At 72.5% G+C, this 14,923-nt stretch carries 16 protein-coding genes and 1 tRNA gene; 9 read left to right on the plus strand and 8 right to left on the minus strand.

The window, feature by feature from the left end; genetic code table 11:
* Positions 1–3: 3 nt before the first annotated feature.
* The gene (locus Msi02_RS05540) at positions 4–999 is read right to left on the minus strand and encodes an ArsR/SmtB family transcription factor (RefSeq protein ID WP_239108144.1); all 996 of its coding nucleotides are present in this window, start codon (positions 997–999) and stop codon (positions 4–6) included.
* An 89-nt stretch (positions 1,000–1,088) separates the two neighbouring features.
* Between Msi02_RS05540 and Msi02_RS05545 the strand changes: the two genes are divergently transcribed.
* Positions 1,089–2,402, plus strand: a complete 1,314-nt coding sequence (locus Msi02_RS05545) for an MFS transporter (protein WP_204047512.1) — start codon at positions 1,089–1,091, stop codon at positions 2,400–2,402.
* On the opposite strand, the gene Msi02_RS05550 is transcribed toward Msi02_RS05545, so the two are convergent.
* Positions 2,332–3,390 (minus strand): LacI family DNA-binding transcriptional regulator, encoded by a 1,059-nt coding sequence (locus Msi02_RS05550; RefSeq protein ID WP_239108145.1) that lies wholly within the window; start codon positions 3,388–3,390, stop codon positions 2,332–2,334. The two genes, Msi02_RS05545 and Msi02_RS05550, sit on opposite strands and share 71 nt — an antisense overlap.
* A 93-nt stretch (positions 3,391–3,483) precedes the next feature.
* Positions 3,484–4,275, minus strand: coding sequence for an IclR family transcriptional regulator (locus Msi02_RS05555; RefSeq protein WP_079312618.1), 792 nt, complete (start codon positions 4,273–4,275; stop codon positions 3,484–3,486).
* 95 nt (positions 4,276–4,370) lie between these two features.
* On the opposite strand from Msi02_RS05555, the gene Msi02_RS05560 reads away from it, so the two are divergent.
* The gene (locus tag Msi02_RS05560) at positions 4,371–5,627 is read left to right on the plus strand and encodes an MFS transporter (RefSeq protein WP_204047350.1); all 1,257 of its coding nucleotides are present in this window, start codon (positions 4,371–4,373) and stop codon (positions 5,625–5,627) included.
* 48 nt (positions 5,628–5,675) lie between these two features.
* Here Msi02_RS05560 and Msi02_RS05565 read toward each other — a convergent pair whose 3' ends face one another.
* Entirely contained in the window at positions 5,676–6,734 is a 1,059-nt protein-coding gene (locus tag Msi02_RS05565; RefSeq protein ID WP_204047351.1) for a helix-turn-helix transcriptional regulator, read from the minus strand.
* Positions 6,735–6,910: 176 nt separating this feature from the next.
* On the opposite strand from Msi02_RS05565, the gene Msi02_RS05570 reads away from it, so the two are divergent.
* On the plus strand, positions 6,911–7,372 hold the full coding sequence (locus tag Msi02_RS05570) for a cupin domain-containing protein (protein WP_204047352.1): 462 nt from the start codon (positions 6,911–6,913) through the stop codon (positions 7,370–7,372).
* A gap of 101 nt (positions 7,373–7,473) precedes the next feature.
* Here Msi02_RS05570 and Msi02_RS05575 read toward each other — a convergent pair whose 3' ends face one another.
* The 4 genes from Msi02_RS05575 to Msi02_RS05590 all read right to left on the minus strand — a co-directional run bounded on the left by Msi02_RS05575 (position 7,474) and on the right by Msi02_RS05590 (position 10,035).
* Positions 7,474–8,076 carry a Uma2 family endonuclease gene (locus tag Msi02_RS05575; protein WP_204047353.1) on the minus strand — a complete coding sequence of 201 codons (603 nt, stop codon included), beginning with the start codon at positions 8,074–8,076 and terminating at the stop codon, positions 7,474–7,476.
* 50 nt (positions 8,077–8,126) lie between these two features.
* Positions 8,127–8,666 carry a cysteine dioxygenase gene (locus Msi02_RS05580; RefSeq protein ID WP_204047354.1) on the minus strand — a complete coding sequence of 180 codons (540 nt, stop codon included), beginning with the start codon at positions 8,664–8,666 and terminating at the stop codon, positions 8,127–8,129.
* Positions 8,663–9,562 (minus strand): amidohydrolase family protein, encoded by a 900-nt coding sequence (locus Msi02_RS05585; RefSeq protein ID WP_079312612.1) that lies wholly within the window; start codon positions 9,560–9,562, stop codon positions 8,663–8,665. The genes Msi02_RS05580 and Msi02_RS05585 overlap by 4 nt, the downstream gene beginning before the upstream one ends.
* Before the next feature lie 101 nt (positions 9,563–9,663).
* Positions 9,664–10,035 (minus strand): phage holin family protein, encoded by a 372-nt coding sequence (locus tag Msi02_RS05590; RefSeq protein ID WP_076438990.1) that lies wholly within the window; start codon positions 10,033–10,035, stop codon positions 9,664–9,666.
* Between the two features lie 181 nt (positions 10,036–10,216).
* On the opposite strand from Msi02_RS05590, the gene Msi02_RS05595 reads away from it, so the two are divergent.
* From Msi02_RS05595 to Msi02_RS05620, 6 genes are all read left to right on the plus strand, one after another.
* Positions 10,217–10,492: a hypothetical protein gene (locus Msi02_RS05595; RefSeq protein ID WP_076438988.1), complete on the plus strand. Its 276-nt coding sequence runs from the start codon at positions 10,217–10,219 to the stop codon at positions 10,490–10,492.
* A gap of 53 nt (positions 10,493–10,545) precedes the next feature.
* Complete coding sequence (locus tag Msi02_RS05600; RefSeq protein ID WP_079312610.1) at positions 10,546–11,250, plus strand: response regulator transcription factor; 705 nt, start codon at positions 10,546–10,548, stop codon at positions 11,248–11,250.
* The gene (locus tag Msi02_RS05605; RefSeq protein WP_079312608.1) at positions 11,247–12,323 is read left to right on the plus strand and encodes a HAMP domain-containing sensor histidine kinase; all 1,077 of its coding nucleotides are present in this window, start codon (positions 11,247–11,249) and stop codon (positions 12,321–12,323) included. The genes Msi02_RS05600 and Msi02_RS05605 overlap by 4 nt, the downstream gene beginning before the upstream one ends.
* A gap of 4 nt (positions 12,324–12,327) precedes the next feature.
* Positions 12,328–12,714 carry an OsmC family protein gene (locus Msi02_RS05610; RefSeq protein ID WP_204047355.1) on the plus strand — a complete coding sequence of 129 codons (387 nt, stop codon included), beginning with the start codon at positions 12,328–12,330 and terminating at the stop codon, positions 12,712–12,714.
* A 1,298-nt stretch (positions 12,715–14,012) separates the two neighbouring features.
* Positions 14,013–14,612 carry a hypothetical protein gene (locus tag Msi02_RS44425; protein ID WP_079312606.1) on the plus strand — a complete coding sequence of 200 codons (600 nt, stop codon included), beginning with the start codon at positions 14,013–14,015 and terminating at the stop codon, positions 14,610–14,612.
* Positions 14,613–14,682: 70 nt separating this feature from the next.
* Positions 14,683–14,756, plus strand: a tRNA-Lys gene (locus Msi02_RS05620).
* Positions 14,757–14,923: the final 167 nt, after the last annotated feature.

Raw genomic sequence — 14,923 nt, forward strand, 5'->3', positions numbered from 1 at the left:
CTCTCAGGGGTCGAGGCGGCCGGCCACCAGCGCGTCCCCGAGAGGGGTGCGCCGATAGAGGACCTGCCGCCCGACCCGGGCGCCGGCGACCAGCCCGGCCGCGCGCAGCGCGGTCAGGTGGCCGCCGGCCGTCCCGAGCGCCAGCCCGAGGCGGGCGGCGAGCTGCGTGGTGGTCGCCGGGGTCTCCAGCTCGGCCAGGATCCGGGCCCGGGACCTGCCGACCAGTCCGGCGAGCGCCCTCGCGCCGCCCGCCCCCGGCTGCGCCGCCGCCACCCCGCGCGCCGGATACACCAGGGCGTACGGCCACGCCTCGTCGAGGTAGGCGATCACCTTGCGGACGAAGAGGCTGGGCAGGAACAGCAGGCCCCGGCCGCCCAGCCGGTGCCGTTCGTCCCGGTCGCCTGAGGCCGCCACCTCGATGCGGGCCGCTTCGGGTCGCCAGCGCACCCGCGGGCCGAGGTCGCCGAGCGCCGCCGCCCAGCCGTACGTCGCCAGCCGCCCGGCCCGCTGGATCACGTCGCGCTCCAGGATCGCGTGGAAGCGGGGCCACTGCGGCGCGACCAGCTCGGTCCAGGTGCGCTCGAGCCCGTCGGCCAGGAGCGCGACCACGTCGTCGTCCTCCAGGACCTGCCTGATCTCCGCGGGTGGAGGCGGACGGCCGTCCAGCGACATCGCGATCTCGGCCCGGGCCCGCTCCAGGGGCGTCGCCCGCATCGCCGCGATCTCCTCGGCGAAGGCGACGTTGACCCCGGTGGGCGGCGGCGCGATGAAGTCGGCGTTGTAGGCACCCTGCCGGAACAGCGCGACCAGCGCCCGCGCTCCCGGGCTGCCGGAAAGCAGCCGGGCGAACCGGGGGCGCGCCGTCTGCGCCCAGGACGCGTGCGCGCCCGCCTGCATCCGCCCCGACAGCACCCACATCGCGTGCATGGTCTCGTTGAGCGGGGAGATCGCGAAACGGCTGGCGGCGACGTCCTGCGGGCTCACCTCGATCCGATACACGCGCGCGCTCACCCTTCGGCCATTTCCGAAACGTTAGCGCGGCCGGAGGCGGCACGCCGAGCATGGGCGCCGGGAGGTGGGCCGTGACCATGGCCGCGAACCAGGAGAGATCGACGTTCCGGGCGTGCTTCGCCGTCGCGGAGTTCCGTGTGCTGTTCGGGAGCCAGCTTCTGCTGGTCCTGGGCGACACGGTGAAGATGCTCGCGTTCTCCGTGCTCGTCTTCGCGCGGACGGGATCGCCCGGGCTGGCCGCGCTGGCGTACATGATCGGGTTCCTGCCGCAGGTGGCGGGCGGGATGCTCCTGCTGTCGCTCGCCGACCGGTGGCGCCCGCGGACCCTCATGGTCGCGGGCGACCTCCTGCGCGTGGCCACGTGTCTCGTTCTGGGTCTCGGCGACCTGCCGATCGGGTTCATGCTGGCGCTGGTGTTCGCGGCGGGCGTGCCCACACCCCTGTTCTCGGCCGCGCGCAGCGCCGTGCTGCCCGACGTGCTGGCGGGGGACGCGTACGTGCTCGGCCGCGCCGTGTTCACCACGACCTCGGCGGGCGCGCAGGTCGCCGGGCTGGCCGTCGGCGGGGGTCTGCTCGCCGTGACGGGCCCGCACAGGGCGCTGCTGATCACCGCCGCGCTCTCGCTGGGCAGCGCGGCGCTGACCCGGTTCGGGCTGCGCGACCGCCCGGCGCGTGCCTCGCTCTCCGCCCTCAACCACCGGGCCGGGGCCGTACGGACGACGCTGCGGGTCAACCGGGCGCTGCTGGCCGACCGCGCCGTCCGGGGACTGCTGCTGGCCGGGTGGCTGCCGCCGATGCTCTCGGTCGGCGCGGAGGCCGTCTACGTGCCGTACCTCACGGGTGAGGGATCGGCGTGGGGCGCAGGGGTCGTGCTGGCCGCGGCGGCGGCGGGCATGGGCGCGGGGGAGTTCGCCGTCGGCAGGTTCGCCCCGCCCGCCGTGCGCGAACGGCTGCCCTTCGCGCTGGCGCTCCTGCTGGGCGTGCCGCTGCTCGGGTTCGCCGTCCGCCCGGGGGTGGCCGTGGCGGCGGCGCTGGCCGCCCTGGCCGCGGCGGGGCTCGCCTACAACCTGGGGCTCCAGCGGCGGTTCCTCGACGCGGTTCCCGAGGCCGCGCGCGGGCAGGCGTTCGGCCTGCAGACGTCCGGGCTGATGACGGCCCAGGCGCTGGGCGCCGCCGCCGCGGGCGCCCTCGCCGAACTCGTGCCCGCCCATCTCGCCATCGCGCTGTCGGGCTGCGGTGTGATCGCCGTCGTGCTCGCGCTGCGGGGTGATCTGCGGGGTGATCTGCGGGGTGATCTGCGCGGCGACCGGCCGAGGCGGGTCAGCCCGCCGTACGGTCCCGGCGGGGCAGGGGAGGGCGCTCGCCCGAGCCCCGCGGAACCAGCCGCGTAGCGATTTCGATCCTGCTGGTCGGCCTCTCGTCCCCGGACAGGCGCATGAACAGCAGGTCGGCGGCCGTACGGCCGAGCCGGGCGGGATCCTGCGCCACCACGGTGATGCCGAGCAGGTCGGCCAGTTCGAAGTCGTCGAACCCGACCAGGGCGAGTCCGCCCGCGGCGCCCGCGTCGGCGGCGTCCGTGAGCGAGGCCAGCGCCCGCAGGGTCTCCACGGTGGTGCGGCCGTTGCCGGTCAGCAACGCGGTCGGGGGGTCGGACGCCGTGAGCAGCCGGGTCAGGTCGGCCCGCATCCGCGCCGGATCCGGCGGCCCCATGACCACCAGCCCCTCGTCGTACGGCAGGCCGGCGGCGGCCAGCCCCTGCCGGTAACCGCGCAGCCGTTCGGCGGCGGTGAAGATCCCGGGGGAGTCGCCGAGGAAGGCGATGCGGCGATGGCCGTGCGCGATCAGGTGGGCCGTGCCCGCCCGTGCACCGCCCGCGTTGTCGCACAGGACGGTGTCCGCCTCGCATCCCGCGCCCGCCGGCCGGTCGGCGAAGACCGCCTTGATCCCGGCCTCGAACTCGGGCGCGAGGTAACCGTGGTCGCTCCCCGCAGGCACGATGATCAGCCCGTCCACCCGGCGGGCGCAGAAGGCGAGCACGAGATCGCGCTCGCGGGCCGCGTCCTCCCGGGACGACCCGGTGAACAGCAGGTAGCCGTGGTGCAGCGCGGCGTCCTCCACGGCGCGGCTGAGGCTGGAGTAGAAGGCGTCGGCGACGTCCTCGATGACCAGGCCGATGCTCGCCGTACGGCCCCGCCGCAGGATGCGCGCGCTGTCGTTGCGGCGGTAGCCGAGCCGCTCGATGGCCTCCTGCACGCGTCCGGCGGTCACGGCGTTGACGCCGGGTTCGTTGTTGACGACGCGGGAGACGGTCTTGAGCGCCACACCGGCCGCGGCGGCCACGTCGTTCATGGTCGGACGGCCGCGTCTCGTCTCTCCCACGCAGGGATCATCTCCCATTTCACGGCCTTAGACAACGTTGTCAGTTCCATGGTGAGAGATGGTCGCTTTTGTGGGGACGTGGGGTGTGCCGGATTACGGACTGCCGGGCTCCGCGCGGCTCGCGCCTCCGGTGGCCCGCAGGTCGGCCTCGATCCTTGCGGCGGTGGCGAGCAGCGGGGGGAGCAGGTCGCGGCGGGCCGACTCCAGGGTGGTGCGGCTGGCGTGCGAGGAGATGTTGACCGCCGCCACCACCCGGCCGCCACGGTCCCTGATCGGCGCGGCGATCGAGCGCAGCCCCTCCTCCAGTTCCTGGTCCACCATGGCCCAGCCCTGGGTCCGTACGCGGTCGAGCGCGGCGCGCAGGGCGACCGGCGAGGTGGTGGTGTGCGGGGTCAGCCGCTCCAGGTCGGCGCGGGCGAGGTAGGCGTCGAGCTCCTCCGGAGGGAGCCCCGCGAGCAGCACCCGGCCCATGGAGGTGCAGTACGCCGGAAAGCGGGTGCCGATGGCGATCGTCACGCGCATGATCCGGGCCGTCGGCACCCGGGCCACGTAGACGATGTCGGTGTCGTCCAGCACGGAGACCGACGCCGACTCGTGCACCTCGGAGACGAGCCGCTCCAGGTGCGGCAGCGCGACCTCGGGCAGGGAGAGGCTCGACAGGTAGGCGTAGCCCAGCTCGAGTACCCGGGGCGACAGGGAGAACAGGCGCCCGTCGGTCCGCACGTAGCCCAGGCCGGCGAGCGTCAGCAGGAACCTGCGCGCCGCGGCGCGGGTGAGGCCGGTCTTGCGGGCGACCTCGCTGAGCGTCAGCTCCGGGCTCGCCGCGTCGAACGCCCGGATCACGGCCAGACCCCGGGCCAGCGACTGGACGTGCTCCTCCGCCATGACCGCCCACCTCCCGACCGAACCCTAGCGCCGGCCGGTGGACGGGCGGTGGACGGGCGGGGCGCGCGACACCGGCCGGTAGGGTTCTCCGGGTGATGAGGGGGATTGTGACCTATCGGGGAAACCTGCTGCTGGTGTGCGGTTTCGTCCTGGCGGCGCTCAACCTGAGGCCCGCTCTCGCGGGTGTGTCACCGCTCCTCCCGGCCATCATGCGGGACCTCGGCCTCAGCCCCGCCGGGGGTGGCGCCATCACCACGGTGATGGTGGCGTGCCTCGGCCTGCTCGCCCCGGCCGCGCCCGCGCTGGCCACCCGGATCGGGCTCGACCGCACGCTGCTGGCCGGCCTGCTCGTCCTGGCCGCCGGTGTCGCCCTGCGCAGCGCGGACGGCGTGCCCGCGTTGTACTGCGGCGCCGCCCTGGCCGGCACGGCCATCGCCGTCATGAACGTCGTCATGCCGGGCCTCGTCAAGCAGCACTTCCCCGGCAGGATCGGGCTCTTCACCGGTCTGTACGTCTCGGTCATGGTGAGCGGGGCCGCCATGGCCTCGGCGGCGATGGTCCCGCTGGCCGGGCAGGTCGGCTGGCGGGCGGCGGCGGGGTCGGCGGCCCTGCTCGCACTGCTGGCGGCGGCCCTGTGGTGGGTGGCGCTCACGAGGCAGGGCCGGGCCGTCGCGTCGCCGTCTCCGGCCGTGCTCACGAGGCCGGACGCGCAGGACCCGGCGGCACGGGTCGGAGGGCGGGACGGCCGTTCCCGGTCCCGCGACCCCGGCCACCGGCCGTACGCGGCCCTGCTCCGCGCGCCCGCGACGTGGCCGGTCATGGCCTTCATGGGTCTGCAGTCGCTGACCTTCTACGTCCTGCTGGCCTGGCTGCCCACCGTGTTCCAGGCCGCCGGCCTCCCCGCCGACGAGGCGGGATATCTGCTGGGCCTGACGAACCTCGTGCAGATCGTCGCCGCGCTGGCCGTCCCCCTGCACGCGGGCCGGGCCCGATCCCAGAAGCCGCACGTGGTCGTGGCCGCGCTGCTGACCGTCGGCGGATATCTGGGCGTGCTGCTCGCGCCCACCACCACGCCGTGGCTGTGGATGATCGCCCTCGGGCTCGGCCAGGGGGCCTCGATCGCGCTCGCCCTGCTGATCATCACGCTGCGGGCGCCCGATCCGGCCTCGGTGACCGCGCTGTCGGCGGTCGCCCAGTCGAGCGGCTATGTGCTGGCCGCGATCGGGCCGCTCGCGTTCGGCCTGCTCCACGAGCTGTCCGGCGGCTGGTCCGTGCCCCTGCTCGCCGGGCTGGGGGCGTGCGCCCTCCAACTGGTGTCGGGTGTGCTCGCCGCCCGCCCCGCGACGGGGTAGTCAGAGACGCTCGGATGAGCGGTCGGATCGCGAGGTCGTGTCCCCCGATCAGAGACCGCGGAGGCGGCTGACGAGCTCGTTGCGGCTGCGCACGCCGACCTTGGCGAAGATCGACTTCAGGTAGTCCTGGACGGTGTAGGCCGACAGATGCAGCACGTCGGCGATCTCGGAGGTGGACCGGCCGGTGAGCACCTCCGCACAGACCTGCCGCTCCCGGGGGGTCAGGGCGTAGGAACTCATCATGATCCCGATCACCTCGTCCGCGGGCACCGGCTCGACGGTGATGAGCACCCTCTCGGCCGACGAGCCGTCCAGGTCCATCAGCGGCGCGGCGCGCAGCGCGACCCAGGCGCCCGTGATGTCACGCATGCGGGCGTGCGCCGCGCCCGTGGCGGAACCGGACAGCGTGGCGGCCACACCGCGCAGTGCGACGCCGAGCCAGCCGGGACGCGCGGCCTGCCAGGCCTCCAGCCAGTCCCGCGCGGCCGGCGTGACGCCGGTGAAATCGCCGCCGGCGCCGAGCACGATCACGACGGGACCGCCGGAACCGCCGCCGGCGCCGGGCAGCACGGTCCGGCTCGCCGTACGCAACGCCGTCCCGATCAACGGAGCCACCGAGGCGAGGAAGCCGGCTTCGGCGGCGGAGAAGTCGGAACCGTCGGATCCGCGCATCAGGCCCGCGACTCCCCAGCAGGCCCCGCCGCTGACGAAGGACGCACGGAGGTCGAAGGCCACGCCCATGGACGTGTAGAGCTCGTTGACGCGACGGCTCCGCACGACCTCCCCGTACGGCAGTTCGGTGAGCCGTCCGACGGGGACCTCCCTGCGCGCCAGGTCGGCGAAGCTGTTGCCGTCCGGCGGTCCGTGCCCGTACTCGATCTCGGCGAACAGCGCCTCCTGCCGCGCCGAGGGGTTGAGATCGACCGTCACGGAACCGGTGGGCAGCATCGTCTGCGGGTCCACGGCCGCCCAGCAGGTGGCGTCGTACGGTACGACCCGGCCGACCACCTCGATCGCCTCCTGCTGGACGTCCACGGGGCTCAAGCTGGCCGTCGCAAGGGTGGACAGGAGCCGCTTGGCCTCCGCGGCCCGTGCCTGGTTCACCATGGCCCCAGTATCGAAGGGCGCTCCGCCGGACACCATCCCAGATTCCTGGGGGTGGCCGCCCGCCGTGATCACCCCTCTCGCGGGATGGAGCCTCGTGACGCCCGTTCCTAACGTGAAAGCGCGACGCGGTGCCCACCGGGACCGCGACCTCGGCCAAACACAGTAAGGAGACGGGCATGCCCCAGCAGATCCACCACAGCCTCGCCGGTGAGGGCAGGGAACTGTTCACGGTCGACAGCACCGCGACCGTCAAGGTCGGTGCGGAGCACACCGACGGCGAGTACGAGTTGTTCGAGATCGACGGAGAGCGAGGCAGCTTCGTGCCGCCGCACCGGCACCCCTGGCCCGAGTCGTACTACGTGCTGCACGGCAGGATGTCGGTCCAGGTGGGCTCCAAGCGGTACGAGATGGGTCCCGGCGAGTCGATCACGGTTCCCACCGGCGCCGTGCACACGATCGAGGTGCGCAGCAAGGCCGTGAAGTTCCTGGCCTTCAGCCTGACCGACGGCACGGGCAAGCTCTTCGCTGACCTCGACGCGAACGTCGCGCCCGGGCGTCCGATGGAGGAACTGGCCCCGCTCGTCACCGAGATCGCCGAGCGGAACCGGACCACCTTCATCGGCCGCCCGGCGCAGTAACTCCCCGAACTCTTCCGAGCCTTTCGCGAACCGGCCCGCCCAGGCAGACCCGGGGGTCCCGCTGGATCCCGCCCAGTGTGTGCCGGATCTGGAACGGCTGGTCAGCGCGGCAGCCGTTCGAGGTCGATGGCGATGGGGAAGGGGGCGTCCACCGCGAGGCGGGTGTGGTGGACGCCGGTCACCTGATATCCGGCGCCGTCGGCGTCGAGTGCGAAGGAGTAGACGAAGGGGCGGCAGTCGGTGCTCTCGACCCGCCAGAAGTGGGGGATGCCGGCCGCCGCGTAGTGCCGTGGCCGCACGTCGCGGTCCGGGGCGGGCGAGTCGGGGCCGACGACCTCGATGACCAGGCGCACCTCCTCGGGGAGGTAGCAGGTCCTCCGGTCGTCGGAGGCGGCGAGGTCGTCTACCAGGGACACGTCGGGACGGGCGCGCCGATCCGGTCCCAGTAACACGTCCATGCGACTGACCGCCACCAGGTCGCCCGGCACCTGCGCGTTCAGGGCCGTGCGCAGGCCGTAGGTCATGCGCTCACGGAATCGGGTCTGGGGGCCCGTGGGGACGAGGCCGGCGTCGGGGTGATCGGCGTCGTCCTCGCCGTCCCGCCGCTCGTCGGCGGGGGGACGGAGCCGGGAGAGCCGATCGGAGACGCCCCCGGCCCCGCCTCCCGGACGGGGCTGGAGCCAGTCATCGAGCACGCTGGTCATGGCAGAAGCCTAGCGTCACCCTCTGTGATGAACGAACTACGCGAGCCGTCCTAAGCCGGGTCGAGCGGGCGCAATTCGTCGGCGTACCCGACCGAAAGACGGCGCATGGTCCCGTCGTCGGTGATGGAGTACTGCCCCATGCGCCACAGAGGCGGCGAGTACGCGTGGATCGAGACCGAGCCGGGCGCCTCGCCGGTCAGCCGGTGGATGTGGTCGGGCCCGAACGAGAAGGCCTCGCCCTCCGTGACCGGCGTCTCCAGGTGGACGCCGCCGATGCGCGGGTTGCACTCCTTCAGCTCGCCGGCCACCACGCGGACCGCGCCGGAGGAGACGTCGTGGTCGTGCCAGCCGGTGTCGTCCCCGGGCCGCCAGCACAGCAGCCACACGTCCACGTACGAGTCGCGGTGCAGCGAGACGTAGTGGCGTCCCCCGTCCTCCGCGCCCTCGAAGTTGAGGTGGTGACGCCACAGCTCGGGCCGCTCGGCCAGGTCCTCGACCAGGGCGAGCAGCTCGCGGCGGTCGAGCGCGCGGGCGGGCAGGTCGGCCAAGGAGGCACAGAGCGCGCCTTCCTGGATCGTGGGCGTGCTCATGGGTGCGACTCCTTCCGGGACAGCAGACGGCCGGGATTGGCCACGCGGACGGCATGATCGATGGCTCGTTGTGCGGGGTCGCCGGGGTCCGGCCACGCCGACTCGGCGTACGGCTGGTCGCTTCCGGCGACGAGGACGTCGATCCCGAGTTCGCGGATCACCGCGTCGGCGGCCCGGGGGCCGTAGGACGACGTCTCCAGGAACAGATCGGGGTCCACCAGGCCGCGCCCGGTCGCGCCCCGGCTCAGCTGGCGCTCCCGGTGCAGCGGGGCCAGCCCGGCCAGCAGCGCGAAGCACACCTTCAACCGGGGGTGCCGGGGCCGGCCGAAGGCCTCGAACGCGTACCAGGCGGCGTGCATCTGCTGCACGTACGGCACGACGGCGGCCCACCAGGCAGGGCCCGCAGCCGCGGCGGGGCCCGGATGGACGAACAGCGGCAGGCCGCGGTCCTCCAGCACGTCGAGCAGCGGGGCGGCCAGGGCCAGCCCCCGGGCGTCCCCGAGCGCGGTCGCCGGAAGCTGCAGCCCGGCCAGGCCCTGATCGAGGGCACGGGCGAGCCGTACGGGATCGGGGTCGGTCACCGGGGCGGCGGCCCAGGCGCCGAACGGTGCGGGCAGCGCGCGGGCGTCGGCGTGGTAGGCGTCGATGAGCGGCCACGCCTCCTCCGGCGGCAGGTGCTCGATCCCGAGCGGGCTCGACAGGGAGACGAGGGCGAGGCCGAGGTGGGCGTTGCGCTTGCGCCGGATCTCCACGTCGTGGTCGGCCGGATCCGCCTCGTACGGCGGCTCGCCGTCGAGGACGAGCGTCCATCCGTCCAGGTAGGGCGGGCGGGTGCGGCGGCGAAGCGCGTCGACGAGGGACGGCGTCCACAGGTGCTGGTGCACGTCCACGCTCATCGGCCGGCCTCTCCGAGAAGTCTCCCTAATTCCCTACTGAGAATACATGATTTTCGGGCGGGTGCGACCCCGGGGCGGATGGCACACCCGCCCCGGGCCGGTCAGTCGTCGCCGAGGATCATGTTGAGGATCCAGCTGATCACGCCGACGACGATGGCGCCCCAGAAGGCGGCCACGAACCCGTCGACGTGGAAGGGGAGGTCGAGCTGCTCGGCGAGCCAGCTCGTGAGCAGCAGCAGGGCGGCGTTCACCACCAGGGCGAACAGCCCGAGCGTGAGCACGTAGAACGCGCAGCCGATCGTCTTGATGATCGGCTTGATGACGGCGTTCACGAGGCCGAAGATCAGCGCGACCGCGAGGAGGGTGCCGATCTGCTTGGCGGTGGAGCCGGCGCTGACGGTGATGCCGTCCACCAGCTTGGTGGACGCCCACAGGGCCGCGGCCACCACGATGATCTTGAGTATGACCTTCACCTCAAGAATCCTTCCATGGCACGGCAAAGAGTGCGCGGATCGCGTGTGGCCGGAATAGGCGGTCCGCGCCAGGGGCGGGGAGGAGCGGCAAAAAGCTCGCCCGATTCCGGCGGTCTTTCTCTCGTCTCGGGGGTATAAGGGGCAAACCTGGGGGAAACCGACCAGTTGGGGGTGAGATCGAATGGACGTGGAAGAGCTCGAGTCGCTCCCCGCGAAGGAGCTGCACGATCGCGCCGTGCGCTACGCCGTACGGCACGGCGACCTGGGATTCCTGTGGGATCTGCTGAAGGTCATCCCGGCGGCCGAGGCCGCCAGCGGCAACAGCGACGAGACCGCGAACGACCTCAGCAGGGTCTCGGCGCTGCTCAGCGACGCGATCGGCGCGGGCGAGGGTGAGCTCGGCGACGCGCTCCGGCCGGTCTACGTCGACTACCTGTCCAAACACCCCGACGCCTGAGCGCGGGGGCCTGCGCTCAGCAACCTCTCATCTCCGCACGTCACAATGGCGGCGTGGTCAAGACACAGGTGCTCGTCGTCGACGACGAACCCGAGGTCCGCGACGCGATAGCGCGGGCGCTGCGCGTGGAGGGGTACGGCGTTGCGACCGCCGGGGACGGCGTGGACGCCCTCGACGCCATCGACGGAGTGGCGCCCGACCTCGTGGTGCTCGACGTGCTCATGCCGGGCATGGACGGCATCGAGGTCTGCCGTACGCTGCGCGGCGACGGCAACCGGCTGCCGGTGCTCATGCTGACGGCCCTGGACGGCATCGGCGACAAGGTGGCCGGCCTCGACGCGGGCGCCGACGACTACCTGGTGAAGCCGTTCGCGCTGGAGGAGCTGTTCGCGCGGGTGCGTGCCCTGCTGCGCCGCGCCGCGCCGCCCCCGGAGGCCGGCTTCGCCGACCTGGTCCTGCTCCCCGACAGCAGGCAGGCCCGGCGCGGCCGGCGGCTCATCGACCTGACCCGCACCGAGTACGCCCTGCTGGACCTGCTGATCCGCAACGGCGGCCAGGTGCTGACCCGGCAGCTCATCCTCGAACGCATCTGGGGCTACGGCTTCCGGCCCGGGTCCAACCCGCTGGAGGTCTACATCGGTTACCTGCGCAAGAAGACCGAGGCGGGGGGCGAGCCGCGGCTGATCCACACCGTCCACGGCCTCGGGTACGCGCTGAGGGAGCCCACCGCTGCTCCCGCCACCGGGGAGGAGCGGTGAAGCTCCGCTGGCGGCTCGCGATGGCCTCGGCGCTGGCCGCCGCGGTGAGCGTGATCGTCGTGATCGTGGCCGCCTACGTCATCACCTGCCGCCGCGTCGAGTGGGCGATGGACCACTACGGGGGAGCGTACGAGAGCTACGGCGGCTACGGCGACCGGCCCCCCAACGGCGTGCTGGCCGCCCTCGCCGACGTGGACGACCTGGGCTGGCCCTTCGTCGCCGTGGCGTTCGGCGGCCTGGTGCTGTCGGGGGCGCTCGGCTGGCTGGCCGCCCGCGCGGCGCTGCGGCCGGTCAACGCGCTCAAGGACGCCGCGGGACGGGTGGCCACCACCCGCGACCTGACCACCCGGATCGACGTGGCGGGGGACGACGAGCTGAGCAGCCTGGCCCGCAGCTTCAACGCGATGCTCGACGCGCTGGAACGCTCCGCCAAGTCGCAGAAGCGCCTCGTCGCCGACGCCTCCCACGAGCTGCGTACGCCGCTCACCGCCCTGCGCACCAACGTCGAGCTGCTGATGAGGGGCGACCTGCCGCAGGAGGTCCACGAGGAGGTGAGCCGCGCCGTGATGAGCGGCCTGGAGGAGCTCACGGCCCTCGTCTCCGACGTGGTCGAGCTGGCCCGCGACGAGGAGCCCGCCGTGCTCGTGGAGAGCGTGCGCCTCGACGAGCTCGTGGAGCGGGAGGTCGCCAGGGCGGCCAGGCACTGGCCCTCGACGGCCTACTCCGTGTCGGCCGAGCCGACGGTGGTGCGGGGCGTGCCCGACCGGCTCGCCCGGGCCGTCGCCAACCTGCTCGACAACGCGGCCAAGTACAGCCCGGCCGGCGGCCTGGTCGAGGTGTCGCTGCGGGGCGGCGTGCTGACGGTGCGCGACCACGGCCCCGGCATCTCCGCGGACGACCTGCCGCACGTCTTCGACCGCTTCTACCGTGCGCCCTCGGCCCGGAAGCTGCCCGGCTCGGGGCTGGGCCTGGCGATCGTGGGCCAGGTCGTGGACAGCCACGGCGGCAGCGTGTCGGCCAGTCCCGCCCCCGGCGGAGGCACGCTCGTCCGGCTGGCGCTGCCAGTAGGGTGAGGTCATGGGCTCTGTACGCGTCGAGCGGACCGAGGACGGGTTCGTCGCCCGCAACGAGCGTGGCGCCGAGATCGAGATGGGCGCCGGTGACGGCCTGTTCAGCCCGGTGGAGCTGCTGCTGGCCGCCGTCGGCGGCTGCAACGTCATGACGGTCGAGCCGCTCACCGCCAAGCGCGGCCACCGGCTCGTACGGCTGGCCGTCGAGGTCTCCGCCGAGAAGGAGAGTCCGACTCTGCTGCGCTCGGTCACCGTGACCTATGACGTGGAGTTGGCCCCGGAGGACTCCGGCGAGGTCTTCGAGGCCGTCGCCGAGCGGGTCCACGAGCGCCACTGCACGGTGAGCCGGTCGCTCCAGAAGGGCACCGAGGTCAGGCTGGACCTCGGGCGGTAGCACGGGCTGGCGGGGCCCGTTCGGATGTAGGCCGGAAATCAACCTGCCTATGACGACTTCATGACAGGGCCCCTTGTAGTGTTGAAGCAGGTCCTCGGGAGAGGGCGACAGACTTTCTTGATAAAGGACGCGGATGGGGGAACCGCGTCCGGAAAGCGGGGGACCCGCCGGTGCCTTTGGGGAGGGCATTCCTGGCGGAACCGCTTTGATCCGGAGCCGGGCAGTTGGGGGACTGCCCGGCTCCGGCATTTTCAGGGTCCTGTACCCGTTCTCCTCCCGTCCGTCCCCTCCCCCCGCCGTCCGGGCCGCCGGGTCCGCTTTGCCTCGGCCGTCCCGAAGACTCTCTCCGCGTCCGGGAAGCTCTGCGGCCGTCCGTGTGGCGCGCGGAGGCTCGTCCCGGCGTCGGCAGCAGGGGCTCGGCTCCGTCCAGGCGCCGTGCACAGGCCGCTGACGGGCCGCACAGCGGGCGCTGATTGCCGCACAGGGGGCTCCGACGGGCCGAACGGGGCGCCGCGCTGATGGGCCGGGCACAGGGGGGCCGTGCTTTGACCTGCCCGTTCGCCCGTTCGCCCGTTCGCGCGCTTCCCGCCTGCCCTCTGCCTCTCCGCCCACATCATGACCACGGGGGATCCGCGCCATCGGTTCCCTCCGCTCGCGCTGTGACCACGGGCGAGCCCCGCCATCGGTCCCTACGCTCGCGCTATGACCATGGGCGAGCCGCGGTCTCCGGCGCGGGAAAAGGACCCTTTGCCTTCGTAAACCGCGGTCTTCCTCTCACTGTGCGGCTCCGCTTTTGCGGCGAGTTGCTTTATCGCGCCGTCCCCGGTGATTTCCTTTGTGGTCTCTTGCCGTACGGCCCTCCGGGCTTTGCCGTTCATCGAACGGACCTCCGTCACGCACCGTCAACATCACGAAGCCGGGGCGGCGGGGCGTGGCGCGACTTGGGGTAAACAGGAGCAGAGGTAGATCTTCTGGGCGCTATGCCGCTTTTACTTTGCTCCATCCTGACTCGTCCTGTAGTGTCCAGTTTGCCGCCGACCGGTGGCTGGATTGGACTTGGAGAGGAGATCACCGTGGGTGACCCCACATCGACCTCTGAGCCAAGGCATCTCGGATCACACGTCTGACTCACGACGGCCTTCCGGCCGATCGCCATAGCTTCAGCGCACACGCCTCCGGGTGACCGACTTCTCCTTTTCACCCGGACACGTGGCCCGTCTCTGCGGCCTGCCGTACGCGCAGGCCCTCTGATGACGCATGGCCATTCTCTGTCGTCTCACGAAAGATCCCCAGCCCTGATGAAGACTCTGTTTGACCTGCGTGGCAACCGACGCCTCACCGCCGCGGCCACTCTCGTCGGCGCGGCGGCCGTCACCGCGTCCCTCGTGGCCGCCGTGCCCGCGCCCGTCGAGCAGTCGGTCAACGAGGCCGCAAACGTTTCCGCCGCCATCCCGGCGCGCCAGCCCTCTCTCGCCATCCCGGCGCATGAGGAGGTCCTGCTGCAGGGCAGCACCACCGGCTCCTACTTCTGGGACGACGCCTCTGGCCGTCAGGGCGACACGGGCCTGCCGGCCATCGGCAAGCCCATGCAGAAGGGGCTGTTCGCCAGCCCGAGCTGGCCGCTCGGCACCGAGGGCTACATCTTCTACAAGGGCAAGAAGGCCAAGTTCTTCATCGGCGACCGCGGCCCGGGCGTCCCGTCGGACAGCGGCGTGATGCTGGACATCGACGGCCAGACCTTCGCCGAGCTCACCGGCACCACCTGGAACGAGGACACGCTGACCGTCGCCGGCGACCTCGGCCACATCCCGATCCAGTACGTCGTCACGAAGTGGGGCGACGGGCCGGGCCTGCGCGGCGAGCCGGTGCCCTTCTCGAGTGGCGCCTGGCGGAGCTGAGCCACGCGATTGCGATCAACGAGCGATGTGCGTGACCTTCGCGGGACTGCTAAGGTTACGGACATCGCGGGCGCCGCTAGCTCAGTTGGTTAGAGCAGCTGACTCTTAATCAGCGGGTCCGGGGTTCGAGTCCCTGGCGGCGCACCCAAGGAAAGCCCAGGTCGGCACAGTCGGCCTGGGCTTTCTCTATGAGCCGCTCGTCTCTGCGGCACACCACGCCCCGCCCCGCCTCCCGGTTCACGGACCTGACGCGGGCCGTAGTTCACCCGGCCGAGCGGCTCGACCAGCAGCTTCATCGTGGCCGGGCCGCA

The organism is Microbispora siamensis, assembly GCF_016863095.1.
GTDB classification, from domain to species: Bacteria; Actinomycetota; Actinomycetes; order Streptosporangiales; family Streptosporangiaceae; genus Microbispora; species Microbispora siamensis.